We start from the raw sequence: 15494 nt of genomic DNA on the forward strand, positions 1-15494 counted from the left end.
ACCTCGTTCACAGCATGAAAGTAGGGATCACCGGGATAAACGAAAGACGGAAGTTCCAGCGACTGCTGATCAGGTCGTCGGCGTGAATCACCGAGTACTGCACTTCACCGGAAATCCGCACTGGCAACTTGCCGAAATTGACGATGCGCCCGGCGCCGATGCCGATGGGGAAGTTGACCTTGTTGCCGCTTTCGGCCTTCCAGTTCACGGTGATATTGGGCGTCATGCCCACCCGCCACTGGCCGGGGCCGGGAATCGCGCGCTGGATGAAGTACTGGATGTTGGTCAGGCTCACGTCCTTGCGCTGGGCGTCGCCGCCCACCGACCACCAGTGCTGGGGAAAGAGGCCGAGCGTCCAGTCTTCGCCCAAGTACGCCGCGACAAACGCCGGGCCCAGGGCGTATTTTCCGGTGCCCAGTACGTCTTTTTCGGCGGTGGGGAACATCGCCGTCGGGCCAAACCCCCAGACCATCTTGCCGCCGTTGGCAAAGCGCACCGGTTGCTTGGGCGAGAACACGCCCACATAGGCCAGGTCGCCAAAGCCTGAGGTGCGGTCGAATGGATCGTTGACCACCGACGGGAAGTCGCGGTCTGTCAGCACGCCGTAGGGACTCATGCCGATCAGGTTGCCCGCCTTGGCGTTGACCGGCGCACTCACATAACTCACCGGCAGGCGGTTGATCAGGTTCCAGTCCTCGCCCAGGGCAATCGGGAAGGTCGGCATGAAGCTGTATTTGCCCAAGTAACGCGTGCCGTTACTGTGCGGGCCTTTGAGGGCGCTGTAGTCGAACTGGTTGAACAACAGCACCAGGTTGCCCACCGGGTTGTCCATCAGCTTGGCGATTTGTTCGGTCGAGGGGTCGCAACCGGCCTTGACCACTTGCTTGAGGTCAATGTCGAAGTCCTGTTGCAGGCGATGGCAGGTTTCGGGATCGGCTTTGGTCGCGTTAGACGTGCTGCCTAGCTCCGGCAACCCGGCGGCTGATACGCCGCAGCTGGCAAGAATGCCCACGGCGCAAAACCCATGCATACGTGCACGTGAAATCATGGCGTCATCCATCCTTGTATCGGCCTGATATCAGGGGGTTACGTGCCCGGCCTAACCCTGTCGCGGCCGGGCACGTGGTGTTACTTGAGCGGGGTCAAGGGTGGCAGTTTCCATTGACCATTACCGACCTCAGGCTTGGACAGGTAAATGCGCAATACCGCGTAGAACGGGCCCGGTGGGGCCGGCAACCAGTTGCTCTGTTCGGCTTTCGGTGGCTCGTGGTGCTGCAGGGCCAAGGTCAGGCCGCCATCGGCATCACGCTTGAGGTTAGGCAGCATCCGCGAGTTGATCAGGTAGCGTTTCTTGTGATTGGGCACCAGCAGCTTGGTTTTGGCGTCGTACATGGTCAGCGACCAGAACGCTTCGGCAGGCGGCAGTTGGTCCTTGGCAAAGTGCACGGTGTAGCTGTGGCGTGCGCCATTGGCCGGCTTCCCTTCGCTGTCGACGAAGTAGCTGAGGTACGCGGCTTCATCGGTGGAGTTGCCGAAAATACCCATGTCGGCACCGGCGTAGCGGTACAGGTAGTTGTTTTTCAGGCGATCCCGGCTGCCGAACAGGTCACCGCTGCTGACTTGGTGGGTGTCGACCTTGTCCTTCTTGAACGCCGCAAACTCAGCGCGCGCATCGGAGATGCCGTCTTCCAGGGCTTTGCGTTGTTCGGCGGTCAAGTCCTTGAGCTTGAACGGCGCACCGGAGGCGATACCGATCTTGGCGAAACGCGCCAGCAGGTCTTTTTCGCTGTCCTGGGGCGCGGCGAAGGTCAGCATGAAGTTCAGGTAGCGGAACAGCTGCGGGCCTTCGGTCATGGACGCCATCGGCTTGGGCCATTCGATCTTGGGCGCCTTGGCCGGCGCGGCCTGCTTCACATAACTGCTCAGCGCCTGGACTTTGTAGCCGCTCTGGATCTGCTTGACCTTGCCCAGGTCTTTGTCGTCGAACAGCTGCGTGCGGTACAGGGCGTAGGCGATATTGCTTTCACTGTAGACCACGCGATCCACGTCCACGGGCTGCTGACCCTTCCAGTCCGGGCCTGCGATCATGTAATGGCCGCCGTTGTTGCCGGTACTGCGGGTGCCCAGGTAGGCGAAGTTCTGCGTGTACAGGTCGATCAACTGCACCGAGTAGTAGCGGTTGTCCTCGATCTTGGGCAGGGTCAGCACCAGGGGTTCGCGACGCAGGTCCATCCAGACGAAAGAGTAGGGCGTGTCGGAGTTGGGTGTGACGAACGCCGTGTCCTTGGGGGTGAACACTTGCGCGGTGTTGCCGATCTGGTTGAACGGCGCCTTGAAGTTGGCACCGCCCTTGTCAACGGCCTGGGTGTAGAGCGTCTTATACATTTCCACCACCGGAAAGCCATACAGATAGGCTTCCTTGGCAATCGCCCGGGCCTCGCTCGGAGTGGCCGTGAAGTCGGCCCAGGCGCCGGTACTCATGAGTATCGAGAGGCTCGCCAACAGCAGGCGCGTCGGTTTTCCAATCATGTTGTTGCGTCCTTCCAGAGATCTTTTTTGAGGGCGTGGGATGAAACCGCCGAGTTAACCGGTTTATTTGCCGAACGTCACGTTAATCCCTGCGAACAAGGTGAACTGGGGCAAGCCGTCACCTTTGCGCGCTACCGTCCATTGTGGCTCGACAAAGGCATTGACGATGTTGCTCCCGGCTTTCCAGGCCTTGCCCGCGCCAAACCCGATGGGAATGTAGTGGGTGTCGTTCTTCAAATCGAAGGTCCAAGTGCCCGTGGAACGCAGGTACCAGCCTTTCGGCAGGTTATGAATGATAAACGGCTGGAAAGTTGCACTCTCGACGTGCGGGCGGTCGCGATCGCCGGCAAATGAGCTTTGGTATTGCACCAGCGCGCCCAATAATCCCCTGGGCGAAGCGTCGATGGCGATTGCCGCCAGGCCGGCCTGCCATTTGCCGGTGCCCAGTTCGTCATGTTCGGCGGTGGGGGCGGTGATTTGCGGACCAATGCCCAGCTGCACGCCGTCGGTCTTGAGCAGGAAGATATCGAACAGGTTCAGGTCGCCAATGCCTGTGCTGTAGCCGGTATGTGGATCGGGGCGGGTGCTGAGGGGGAGTGTGGCGCGCAGCAGTTGCGGCACGCCGATGAAATCTGACGGTGCAATCGGCAGGGTGCCGCGCAACAACAGGTCGTTGGTGTGGGCGTTGCTGTCGTACAGGCGTGGCGTGTAGTAGTCCTGCAGGTTGGCGCCTGGCGCGAGGTTCAGGGGGTTATTGCTCTTGTTGGCCGTCTCGGCGTTATCCGCCAAAGCTGGCAGTGCGAAAACAGCCAGCATCAATGCCGACGCGTACGGTGACCCGAACATGTGCGCTCCCCCATACCTGGGTGACTATCCCTTCTGATTAATACCTGTAGGGCATGTCGGTTGAAGCTAGCAGCTAAATCCAGGCGCGCTAGCCATCCAAACGAATTAGTTGCGTAGGGCGGGATGTTTCAGACGTGTGCAAAAGGCCGCAAATAGCCGCCCTGGCTGGGCGGCCATGCACAAAAGAGGGGTCAGGCGGTGGGCAGCATCGATTTGACTTTGTCGCGTAATTGATCGATCGAGAACGGTTTGGCGATCACCTGCATGCCGGCAGGCACCTCGATATTCTCGGCATAACCGCTGGCGAACAGGATGGGCAGTGCAGGGCGCAACTCGCGCACTTTGGTTGCCAGTTGCTTGCCGTCCATGTCCGGCAGGCCGACGTCGGTCATCATCAGGTCGATCACCTGCGCGGCGTTTTGCACCACTGCCAGCGCTTCTTCAGCGTCGGCAGCCTCCAAGACATTGAATTCCAACTCCTCCAGGACATCGACGATCAGCATGCGCACGATGGCATCGTCTTCGACGACAAGGATGGTGGAGGTGACTGCGGACATAATATGGAATTCCCAAAAAAGGCGAGGTTTACACGCGGCCGTTCTGACAGGCCTCTTCCTTGAGTAAGCGCGCACTCATGACAAGTTCCCGCGGGCCGTAAAAACAATGCGATAGAAAAGACCAGGGAGAATAGCCTGTTCTTTTGTAGGAATCAGTACAAAACCGTTCCAGAAAAATGGTCTTGGCTGCCACTTTGGGGCAAACTCCCGGTTTTTCCACACTTGGCCAAGGCATGCCCATGACCCCTGCGTCGTCCGTCGATGAAAAGAGCTTTCGTAACCTCCTGAGCCGAAACGTCGCGCTGCCCTTGGGCGTGGGCGTGCTCAGTGCGGTGTTTTTCGTCTGCCTGATCACCTACCTGTTGACGGTGATCCAGTGGGTCGAACACACCGATCGGGTGATCAATAACCTCAATGAGTCGTCCAAGCTGACGGTGGACCTTGAGACCGGCATGCGCGGTTTCCTGATCACCGGTGACGAGCATTTCCTCGACCCTTACGAAGTGGCCAAGCCGCGAATCATTGCCGATTTGCGTAATTTGCAGGAGCTGGTGGCCGACAATCCGCAGCAAGTGGATCGTCTAAAGCGCCTGGAAGCCCTGCAAATCGAGTGGAACAAATACGCCCAGTCGATGATTGATATGCAGCGTGAGAGCGGTGACTACCGCAGCGCAGTCAAGGCGGGGCGTGGCAAGCGCCTGACGGACGAGATCCGCAAGGAATACGACGACGCGGTGGCGATGGAACAGCAGTTCCGCATCACCCGCAATGAAGAAGTCACCCGCACTACCGTGATCAGCGTCACCCTGTACCTGGCATTTGTGCTCGGCCTGAGTGGTTTTCTGGCATACATTGGGCGTAAGCATTTAATCGCATTATCAGAGAGTTACAGCGCAAACCTCGCGTCGCAACAGAAGATTGCACGGCGCCTGGAGCAACAAGCGTGGTTGCGTAACGGCCAGACTGAACTGGCAGAACAAGTGCTCGGCCAGCTCACGCTGAACATGCTGGGCCGCAACATCCTGCAATTCTTTGCCCAGTACATGGGCTCAGCCGTCGCCGCGCTGTACGTGCGTGAAGAGCACGGCGGGCTCAAACGTGTCGCCACTTATGGTTTCTCCCGCGAGCAGGAGCAGAAGGAACAGTCGATCTACAGCGACGAGGGCATCGTTGGGCAAGCAGCCCAGCTGGATCGCCTGATTCGCCTGGACGATGTGCCGGTGGACTACTTCAAGGTCAGCTCCGGCCTGGGCGAAGGTTCGACCCGCAGCGTGCTGGTGATGCCGACCAGTGACGATGACCGCGTCAACGGTGTGATCGAACTGGGCTTCCTGCGTCCTCTGGAAGAACGTGACGTCGAGCTGCTGGAGCTGATCGCCGGGAATATCGGCACCTCCATCGAAGCCGCCCGCTATCGCCAGCGCCTGCAGGAAGTGCTGGCCGAGACTCAGCAGCTCAACGAAGAGCTGCAAGTGCAGCAAGAAGAACTCAAGACCGCCAACGAAGAACTCGAAGAACAGTCGCGCATCCTCAAGGAATCCCAGGCCCACCTGGAAACCCAACAGGCCGAGCTGGAACAGACCAACGAGCAGTTGGCCGAACAGACCGAAACCTTGGCCCAGCAGCGCGACGCCATGGACCGCAAGAACGCTGAACTCAGCCAGGCGCAGCTCGAACTGGAAGACCGTGCCGACGAGTTGCAACGTTCCAGCAAGTACAAGTCCGAATTCCTCGCCAACATGTCCCACGAGCTGCGCACACCGCTGAACAGCTCGCTGATCCTGGCCAAATTGCTGGCGGAGAACCCCCAGGAAAACCTCAGCGCCGAACAGGTCAAGTTTGCCGAGTCGATCTATTCTGCCGGCAATGACCTGCTCAACCTGATCAACGACATCCTGGATATCTCCAAGGTCGAGGCCGGCAAGCTGGAAATGCGTCCGGAAAACTCCAGCGTGGCACGCCTGGTTGACGGCCTGCGCGGCATGTTCGAGCCGCTGGCGGCGGATCGCAAGCTGGGCTTCCAGGTGGAAGTGCAGGAAGGCGCGCCGGGTATGCTGTTCACCGATCGCCAGCGCCTGGAGCAGATCCTCAAGAACTTGTTGTCCAACGCGGTCAAGTTCACCGAACAGGGCGACGTCAGCCTGTCGGTGTCCCGTGCACCGGGAGAGGGCATTGCCTTTACCGTACGCGATTCCGGCATCGGTATTGCGCCGGACCAGCAGGAAAGCATCTTCGAAGCCTTCCGCCAGGCAGACGGCACCACCAACCGTCGCTACGGCGGCACCGGCCTCGGCCTGTCGATTTCCCGCGACCTGGCGACCCTGCTGGGAGGCTATATCAGCGTGACCAGCGAGCCAGGCAAAGGCAGTATTTTCACGCTGGTCCTGCCGGAACAGTATGTCGAGCGCGAAGAGGACGCTGCCCCCATCGAGCAGCCGCGCCAAGTCGTGGTGGCGCCTGCGCCGACGCCCGTGAAGGTGTCGCCATTGCCAGTGGCCGACACCCAGCAGATCCCGCGCTTTGCCGACGACCGCGACAAGGCACCGTTCACCACGCGCTGCATCCTGGTGGTGGAAGACGAGCCGAACTTTGCCCGCATCCTCTTCGACCTGGCCCACGAGCTGGGCTACAACTGCCTGGTGGCCCACGGCGCGGACGAAGGCTACAGCCTGGCCGCAGAATACGTCCCCGACGCGATCCTGCTGGACATGCGCCTGCCGGACCATTCCGGGCTGACGGTGCTGCAACGCCTGAAAGAGCACGCCAACACCCGGCATATCCCGGTGCATGTGATTTCCGTGGAAGACCGCGTCGAAGCCGCCATGCACATGGGCGCCATTGGTTATGCGGTCAAACCGACCACCCGCGAAGAACTCAAGGACGTGTTTGCGCGCCTGGAAGCCAAGCTGACCCAGAAGGTCAAGCGTGTGCTGCTGGTGGAAGACGATGACCTGCAGCGCGACAGCATTGCCCGCCTGATCGGCGACGATGACATCGAGATCACCGACGTCGGCTACGCCCAGGCCGCCTTGGACCTGCTGCGTACGAATATCTACGACTGCATGATCATCGACCTCAAGCTGCCAGACATGCTCGGCAACGAGCTGCTCAAGCGCATGGCGACGGAAGATATCTGCTCGTTCCCACCGGTGATCGTCTACACCGGGCGCAACCTGACCCGCGATGAAGAGGCCGAGCTGCGCAAGTATTCACGCTCGATCATCATCAAGGGCGCCCGCTCGCCGGAGCGCCTGCTGGATGAAGTCACACTCTTTCTGCACAAAGTCGAATCCCAGCTGTCCCATGACCGCCAGAAGATGCTCAAGACCGCGCGCAGCCGCGACAAGGTCTTCGAGGGGCGTAAAATCCTGCTGGTGGACGACGATGTACGCAACATCTTCGCCCTGACCAGCGCCCTGGAGCACAAAGGCGCCGTGGTGGTGATCGGGCGTAATGGCCGTGAAGCCATCGACAAACTCAATGAAGTCGACGATATCGACCTGGTGCTGATGGACGTGATGATGCCGGAAATGGACGGTTACGAGGCCACTGCCTTGATCCGCCAGGACCCGCGCTGGAAGAAGCTGCCGATCATTGCGGTGACGGCCAAGGCCATGAAGGACGATCAGGAGCGCTGCCTCGCGGCCGGTTCCAACGATTACCTGGCCAAGCCGATCGATCTGGACCGTCTGTTCTCACTGATTCGCGTCTGGTTGCCAAAGATGGAACGCATTTAAGTGGAGCGAAGTTTTTTGGAAAAAAGCAGCGATATTGAGCTGCGCCTGTTGATCGAGGCGATTTACCTCAAGTACAGCTACGACTTCCGCGATTACTCCGGGGCGTCGGTGAAGCGCCGTGTGGCCCATGCCTTGCGCCAGTTTGATTGCGCGACCATCTCCGCCTTGCAGGAGCGCGTGCTGCACGACCCTGCGGCGTTTATGCAACTGTTGCAGTTCCTGACGATTCCGGTGAGCGAGATGTTTCGCGACCCGTCGCATTTTCTGGCTATCCGCCAGGAAGTGGTGCCGCTGCTCAAGACTTATCCGTCGATCAAGATCTGGATCGCCGGCTGCAGCACGGGCGAGGAGGTGTACTCCATGGCCATCCTGCTGCGCGAGGAGGGGTTGCTCGAGCGTACGATCATCTACGCCACCGACATCAACCCGGCGTCGCTGGACAAGGCCAAGCAGGGCATCTTCTCTCTGGAGAACGTACGCGCCTACACCGCCAACTATCAGCAGGCCGGTGGGCAACGTTCATTTGCCGACTACTACACTGCGGCTTACGATTACGCGATCTTCGATAAAACGTTGCGCGAGAATGTCACCTTTGCCGATCACAGCTTGGCGACCGACAGTGTATTCTCAGAGACTCAATTAATTTCGTGTCGTAACGTACTAATTTATTTCAATAAAAAATTGCAGGATCGCGCATTTGGACTGTTCCATGAGTCGCTGTGTCATCGCGGCTTCCTGGTGCTGGGCAGCAAGGAGACCCTGGATTTCTCCGCATACGGCAAGCAGTTCGAACCCTTGGTCAAACAGGAACGGATCTACCGCAAACTATGAATCAAGCGGCTGCCAGCCCGGCATCGGTCCGGGGCATAGAAGCGATCGTCATTGGCGCCTCCGCTGGTGGAGTGGAGGCGTTGCTGACGATATTCGCCGAGCTGCCTGCCGATTTTGGCTTGCCGATCATTACCGTCCTGCACTTGCCGGACGAGCGTCGCAGCCAATTGGCCGAAGTGTTCGACCGCCGCGTGGCCATGCCTGTGGTGGAGGCCCGTGACAAGGAAGTGATCAAGCCGGGCACATTGTATTTTGCCGGCCCTGGCTATCACCTGTCGGTGGAACACGACCGCAGCCTGTCCCTGAGCCAGGAAGACCGCGTGCACCATTCGCGGCCGGCGATTGATTTCCTCTTCGAATCCGCCACCGATGCCTATGGCACGGGCCTGTTGGCCATTCTGTTGACCGGCGCCAACCATGACGGCGCGCGCGGCCTGGCCCACGTCAAGCAACACGGTGGAACCACTGTGGTGCAAGAGCCCACAGAAGCACGCGTTGCCGTCATGCCCCGGGCAGCCCTGGCGCTGCACACACCCGACCACATTCTGACGCTGAGCCGCATTGGCTCATTGCTGGCTTCCCTGGAATATTCCCCATGTTAAGTACTGTCCAGGCCAAATTGCTGATTGTCGATGATCTGCCGGAAAACCTGCTGGCCCTTGAAGCGCTGATCAAGCGCGAGGACCGCCAGGTGTTCAAGGCATTGAGCGCCGACGAGGCCTTGTCCCTGCTGCTGGAGCATGAGTTCGCTATGGCGATTCTCGATGTACAGATGCCCGGCATGAACGGTTTTGAGCTGGCCGAGCTGATGCGCGGCACCGAGAAAACCAAGAACATCCCCATCGTGTTCGTCAGCGCCGCCGGCCGCGAGCTCAACTACGCCTTCAAGGGCTACGAAAGCGGCGCGGTAGACTTTTTGCACAAGCCGTTGGATATCCATGCGGTGAAAAGCAAGGTCAACGTGTTCGTCGACCTGTTCCGCCAAAGCAAGGCCATGAAGCAGCAGGTCGAAGCGCTGGAGCGCAGCCGCCGCGAGCAGGAACTGCTGCTCACGCGCCTGCAGGCCACCCAGGCCGAGTTGGAGCAGGCGGTGCGCATGCGTGACGACTTCATGTCGATCGTCGCCCACGAAGTGCGTACGCCCCTTAACGGCCTGATCCTGGAGACCCAACTGCGCAAGATGCACCTGGCCCGAGACAACGCCGCCGCGTTCACCCTGGACAAGATGCACGCCATGGTCGACCGCGATGAGCGTCAGATCCAGAGCCTGATCCGCCTGATCGAAGACATGCTCGATGTATCGCGCATCCGCACCGGCAAGTTATCGATACGTACGGCGCGTTTCGACTTGGCGCAGTTGGTGAGCAACATGGTCGAAAACTTCGCCCCTCAAGTGGCGGCGGCGGATTCGTCCATGAGCCTGATCGCCGACAATCCCGTGGTCGGCAACTGGGATGAGTTCCGCATCGAACAGGTGGTCACCAACCTGCTGACCAATGCACTGCGTTATGGGGCCAAAAGTCCGGTAGAAGTGCGCGTGTACAGCGAGCATGGCGAAGCGCGGGTGGAAGTGCGCGATCACGGGATTGGCATCAGTGAAGAAAACCAGAAGCGTATTTTTCAGCAGTTCGAGCGTGTGTCCGCGAGCCAAGTGGCTGCAGGCCTGGGCCTTGGGCTGTTTATTTCCGAACAGATCGTTGCGGCCCATGGCGGCACCATCGAGGTCGAGAGCCAGATAGGCGAGGGTGCCTTGTTCAGGGTGTGCCTGCCGTTGCAGGCCTCGGCATGAATTCAATCGTCACCTCGACGCAACCTCTGCGTGACCCCATGGTCGTAATTGCAGCAATTGACCGGACTAAGGCTTCCCATGAGTGAAGATGCACAAGATGTCGTTCTGATCGTCGAGGACGATGAATCCATTATGTTTGTGCTGGGTGAATACCTGGCCGGCCTGGGCTATCGGGTGTTGAAGGCGATCGATGGGGAGCAGGCCTTTGAAATCCTCGCCACCAAGCCGCACCTGGACCTGATGGTCACCGATTACCGCCTGCCGGGCGGAATTTCCGGCGTGCAGATTGCCGAGCCTGCGATCAAGTTGCGCCCTGAGCTGAAAGTTATCTTTATCAGCGGCTACCCGCAGGAAATTCTCGACTGCAACAGCCCGATCACGCGCAACGCGCCGATCCTGGCCAAGCCGTTTGACCTGGATACGCTGCAAGAGCATATCCAGCGGTTGTTGGCTTGAAGGAGGCGGCGTCCTCCCGTTGCGACGCCGCTGTTTTCAAAGGGGTGATGGCTTTAGTTTGTTGACGTTGGCATTGAGCACGCTGGCCGGGGTAAAGGCGAACTGCCAACCTGCATTTCCATTAAATCCGTCGATGAAGTTCTGCAGGCCTTTGTGTTTGCCATTGCCAAGGTTGTAAACCGTCATTGCGCCACTGAGCTGGGGCGGGTTGCCATTCCTCACCATTGCCGCATCCAGGTCCAGGTTGTTGGTGTTGAAAAGCATCAACTCATTGCTACTGGTTTTCTGGACGTAGACAGTGTGACCAAATTGGCCATTTGGCGTGGAGTGCTTGAAATTGAGAAACCCAGACTCGGTAATCTCGGCCGGGTTGAATTGATCGTTCAATTTGCCTGGTTTGATCTCCATGAGCTCAAGGTAGCGGGTTGAATAATTGATGCCGTCACTGCCGCTCGTTGCGTCTGTGATGGCATCGAATACTTTGGCAGAGAGCGTCTTTTCAGCCTGCCCGACGCGCAGGGACGCTTGATAACAGTTCAGCGCATGATTGTCCGGGTCTGCATGCAGTTTCTCCCAGTTCGTCTTCAATTGTTGGTGGCTGAGAGGACGCGGCGCGGCGGACGGAATAATTTGCGCCTCATACAGTTTTTTGAACTCCGGACCGAACACACTGTTTTTCTGCTGCCACTCATCGTCATGGTCAAATACCTTGAATTTCAGTGTGTTTGAATCATTGGCGTGGGTTTTATACTGCACATTCATTTTTTTATCGTGAAACAGCTTTTTAAGGCCTCCTTCCATGTCCGCCGCGCTCGAAAACGTTGCGACACCATAGTTTGGGTCATAAAAGTAATAGCTTTTGACATCGCCGTCGATTTTGACGCCGGCGGCCATTGCGTGCCCCGGAGAGTCAATCATCACCGACTTTGAAACCGCGGAATCGGCCAATCCCTTTACCATCTCTTGATAGGTCTCCAAGCGAGGGACTTTGCCGGCGTGGAAGGCTGTTTCGCTGCCTACCTGGACCTGAAGCTTGCGCAGCGATTCCATGAACTTTCGGGAAGCGGGGTCGGTGGGGAAAGCTGCTGCGGTGTACATGTTCTTGATCAACAGGTGATCCTTGCCCTCAGCCATGGCGCTCGCGAATGTGCGCGCCAGTGCCGCGCATTGTCCTTCGGACAGTTGGGATGTCTGGCTGAAGTAAACCACTTGCGGCATGGGCGTCACGCTGCCGAAGCGCGGTTCTATATTGTCGATGAAACGGGCCACACCACGATGACCGAACGCGTAGGCGAGATCGTCGTATCTGCGCATCAAGACACCTGCCTGAAGGGCGGTCAGGTTTTGGTTACCGCCCAACTTGATCAGGTCCGCAATTTTTGAGGACTTTGATAGCCCAGGTACACTTGCCAGGGTTCCAGAGCTGTAGCCATTTTCAAATGCTTCCCTCTCGTCTCCTTCGCGATGCTTACGAACAGCCTTTTTCCAAGTGTTTACAACATTGTCATCGAGCTTGCTGACACTCCTCGTTGTCTCCCAGCCTCCGAGCCGGTTCGTTTCCAGTCGTGCACTGGGCACGAAGTCATCCAGCGACTTGCCAAACGCCTGCCCGCTGGCGGTATCGAAAGCGTGCCATTTACCGCCGCTGAGCACGGCGGGCCCTTCAACAACGGCACCTTGCAGCTTGAATGTGCCGATGGCACTGGCGTCGAAGCGTTTGCTGGCCTTGAGCAGGTCATAGCTGTCGATACTGCCGCGTAGCCAACGGTAGGAATAGACGGTGCCGTTTGCTCCAGCCTTGGCTGATCGAACCGCCAGATTACCCAAACCGTCCAGAGGATTGAGCGTACTGATCGCAGCGCGCCCGAGAATTTTTGTTCCTCGGGCGATTTTGCTGGCGACAGAGGCACCCAGCTGGAGGGCCTTGGCGCCTTTGGCTGCGGCACCCAATCCAAGCATGAAGCCGAAAGCATCCATGGTCAGGTCGATAATGCCTTCACCGTAGTTACCCTCACTGAAGTTTTTGATCGCGGACCTCAACGGAATCAGATTCAGCATGAACTCCGTGGCGGTCTTGTAAAAGGGCACTTCAGTGTCGAATGTGGTCAGCCCCAGGGCGGCTTCCTTGAGACCGTCAATATTCACCTCTTTCATCATTGCAGCAGCAATGTAGGAGGTGCGGTCACTGCTGAAGCTATTGGGTATGCCCGAGGCACCTTTGGTTTCATCGGCAATGCCACTGTTATAGGTGCCTGAGGGCACAACCTCCCGGTACGTCACAGATCCTTCTTGCTGCGAGACATCAAAGTCTCCCAAGTCATCGCGGTGGAGGATCTTGTTCTGCTTGATATCTATTTCGTAGATATTGACCTTACCCTCGCGTTCGGTCCTCACCAGCAGGCTATGGCCCTCAGACACGGTCGTCCTGCTTTTCACGACGCGGCGGCTGAAGTGATCATGTTCGGTGATGACTTGTTTGGCCAACGTGATCTTGCCAAACTCGAAGTTGCGCCGGTGTTCCAGGCTTTGTGTCGATACAAGCTGTTTGACTTGGGTCGCCACGCTCTTGTTGATGCCGTCGGCGTAAAGCGGGAAGGCGACCCTGAAGTCGTTTTTCAAATGCGGAAGATCGATCAGAACGGGCAGTATTGTGTCGAGATCGACATCGGTTGACGTGGAGATCCACTGGTTTGCGCTGTCGGCCGTGTCCCGCGTAGTCCCATCATAAAAACCCGGCGTCCCCTGCGCGCCGTCCTGCATATACAGATCAAGCAACGAGTAGGGGCCGGGGAAATCCAGGTGCTGACGTTTCAACTCGATGCATTTTTTCTCAAAGAGCCCGGGCGCCATATCAGGAAAGGCCTTGGTCAGTTCCTGCAGCCCGTTTTGCCTAACATCGGGCATTACCCTCGAATGGGCGGCAGACGCCGCACTCAATTCGCTGATGTGTTGATCAAATGCCTTGCGCACCGCCAGCATGGCCTCATCCGACACAGGAAACTCCATCCCGGTGACGACCGCCCAATCCTTAAGTGCCTGTTGCTGGGCCTGGTACTCGACCTGGCGCTGCTCAAGGCTGATCGGCGCGATGTCGGCGGCGAGCATTACTTGCGCATACATCATAGCCGCCGTAGCCCCCGGCGCGCTCGCCTCGATGCGTGAAACTGCGGTAGCGAAACTGACCCAGCTATGGGTACCGAACTTCACCGCGTCAGGGATCCCCTTGACCAGCAACTCCGGGGCCTGAGAGGACAACAGCAGGTGTGCCAAAAGCTGAGCTTTTTCGTAGGAAGAGGACCTGCCGGTGTCAAGCAAGTGATCAGTCAGTGTCAGCACAATCTCTGACGCTGTGTACGCACCATTTCTGGCATCTGTAAGCAAAAAACCCGCGATATTGCGTTTATCGCCTTGCTGGGCGTGCTGTGGATCAGCGCTCATGGCCGCCAGCAACCAATCATTCGCACTGCCGCTGACGGATCTGTTATTAAACCGGGCTTGAATCGCTTGACCCAGCGCACGGCCTTTTGGCGAGTTGATCAGGCGATCGAGCAACTGACGCGGATTGCTTAACGCCTCAGGCGCGATGACTTCTTTGTCCAGCAAGTATTCAAGCACGTTGGCAAATGGCGAAATGTCGATATCGCCAAAAGACCCCTGACGCAGGTCTGCCATGAGTTCCAGTCGTGTGAGGGTGTCTGCGGGCAGCGGCCAGTCGAGCGCACCCGCGTAGTTGTCATGCTCGGGACGTACGGGGGATGGCGTTATCAATGCCTTTACAACATTTTCCAACCCGGCGTGATCGGTTGGAATATCCCAGCCATTACTGACAAATATCTGTCTGAGACTGGGTGTAGTGCCCGCATATTCAGAATCACTGTCGGGATGGACCGATGCATGGTAGTCCGTCAGATAGGTCGAGATCTCAGCCGTGCCCGACTGCAGTCCCGCGAGCAACGTCTTCAATGTTTCAGCGACGTTGAAGCGGGTCTGCACGTTACCCAGCAAGGCTTTTTGCTGTGCCAAGGTGTCTTCGTCGCGCTGGGTGCGCACATCGGCGAATGCAGCATCGTTGATCACAGGAAAGCCTTTCCCCGCCGCAAAGTCTACGACGCGCTCCTGGGGTGTTGGGAGCGGCTGGATATTGCGATCTCTGTAGAAATGACCGATCAGTGCCATCGGTGCAATATTGCTGGTCTTGGCCCGAGGCGGCTTGAACGTCGCAAAATATGAGCCGGCAGCAATAACGCGTGCTGCCATCATGAGGTGGCGGCTCGCGGCCGCCCACTGCGCATCCTCCTGTCCCACAGTGTGTTTGACTTGCCGCGGGTCCAGTAGGCGTTTGAGCCTGAACATGACTTGTCCCGTGCCTGGATTGATTTCCACTGAGTCCGGGTCAATGCCGCGATCATTCATCCATTGCGTAATATCGGGCGCCTGGAACGCACGTCTCAACTGCGCCCACCATTGACCGAACGTGGAGTTGGCTGGAATGGGCGACACCTGACCGTCCATAACATGATCATCCAAGGACTTGGCCAGCGTTATTCCGTAGTGTTTTGACAGCTCCAGATCGCCTTGGCTGCGGGTGTTTCCTTGAGGCGGGGGAGACTCTAGGGGTTGGCTACTGGCAGCAAGGGGCGCTTGCGTGAAGGGGCGCTGCTGAAATTGGGGCAATGGCAGGTGGCGGGGCGCTGTATGGATTGGGCCGGCAACGGTCATAGGTTCGCTCGTCGGGATGTATGAATACCA

10 protein-coding genes are annotated in these 15494 nt (G+C 58.3%); 5 read left to right on the forward strand and 5 right to left on the reverse strand.

Features of this window, described 5'->3' with window-relative positions; all coding sequences use genetic code 11:
- Nucleotides 1-7: 7 nt before the first annotated feature.
- The 4 genes from HX823_RS12530 to HX823_RS12545 form a co-directional block, all read right to left on the reverse strand.
- A complete protein-coding gene (locus tag HX823_RS12530) occupies nt 8-1030 on the reverse strand; it encodes a hypothetical protein (RefSeq protein ID WP_371317960.1) in 1023 nt (340 codons plus the stop codon).
- Between the two features lie 98 nt (nt 1031-1128).
- Entirely contained in the window at nt 1129-2529 is a 1401-nt protein-coding gene (locus HX823_RS12535; RefSeq protein ID WP_177075046.1) for a DUF1254 domain-containing protein, read from the reverse strand.
- A gap of 63 nt (nt 2530-2592) precedes the next feature.
- Complete coding sequence (locus HX823_RS12540) at nt 2593-3375, reverse strand: hypothetical protein (protein ID WP_033902901.1); 783 nt, start codon at nt 3373-3375, stop codon at nt 2593-2595.
- Nucleotides 3376-3566: 191 nt separating this feature from the next.
- Nucleotides 3567-3932 (reverse strand): response regulator, encoded by a 366-nt coding sequence (locus HX823_RS12545; RefSeq protein ID WP_177075047.1) that lies wholly within the window; start codon nt 3930-3932, stop codon nt 3567-3569.
- A gap of 239 nt (nt 3933-4171) precedes the next feature.
- Here HX823_RS12545 and HX823_RS12550 point away from each other — a divergent pair, with 239 nt between their 5' ends.
- The 5 genes from HX823_RS12550 to HX823_RS12570 all read left to right on the forward strand — a co-directional run bounded on the left by HX823_RS12550 (nt 4172) and on the right by HX823_RS12570 (nt 10745).
- Nucleotides 4172-7669, forward strand: a complete 3498-nt coding sequence (locus HX823_RS12550) for a response regulator (protein ID WP_177075048.1) — start codon at nt 4172-4174, stop codon at nt 7667-7669.
- Nucleotides 7670-8500, forward strand: a complete 831-nt coding sequence (locus HX823_RS12555) for a protein-glutamate O-methyltransferase CheR (protein ID WP_012724198.1) — start codon at nt 7670-7672, stop codon at nt 8498-8500. It abuts the gene before it with no gap.
- Complete coding sequence (locus HX823_RS12560; protein ID WP_038851506.1) at nt 8497-9102, forward strand: chemotaxis protein CheB; 606 nt, start codon at nt 8497-8499, stop codon at nt 9100-9102. Before HX823_RS12555 ends, HX823_RS12560 begins: the two co-directional genes overlap by 4 nt.
- Nucleotides 9096-10289, forward strand: coding sequence for a hybrid sensor histidine kinase/response regulator (locus tag HX823_RS12565; protein WP_038851505.1), 1194 nt, complete (start codon nt 9096-9098; stop codon nt 10287-10289). The genes HX823_RS12560 and HX823_RS12565 overlap by 7 nt, the downstream gene beginning before the upstream one ends.
- Before the next feature lie 78 nt (nt 10290-10367).
- Complete coding sequence (locus tag HX823_RS12570; protein ID WP_003217591.1) at nt 10368-10745, forward strand: response regulator; 378 nt, start codon at nt 10368-10370, stop codon at nt 10743-10745.
- A 36-nt stretch (nt 10746-10781) separates the two neighbouring features.
- Here HX823_RS12570 and HX823_RS12575 read toward each other — a convergent pair whose 3' ends face one another.
- A complete protein-coding gene (locus HX823_RS12575) occupies nt 10782-15464 on the reverse strand; it encodes a YopT-type cysteine protease domain-containing protein (protein WP_177075049.1) in 4683 nt (1560 codons plus the stop codon).
- Nucleotides 15465-15494: the final 30 nt, after the last annotated feature.

Source organism: Pseudomonas sp. P7759, assembly GCF_013386445.1.
Lineage (GTDB): Bacteria > Pseudomonadota > Gammaproteobacteria > Pseudomonadales > Pseudomonadaceae > Aquipseudomonas > Aquipseudomonas azotoformans_A.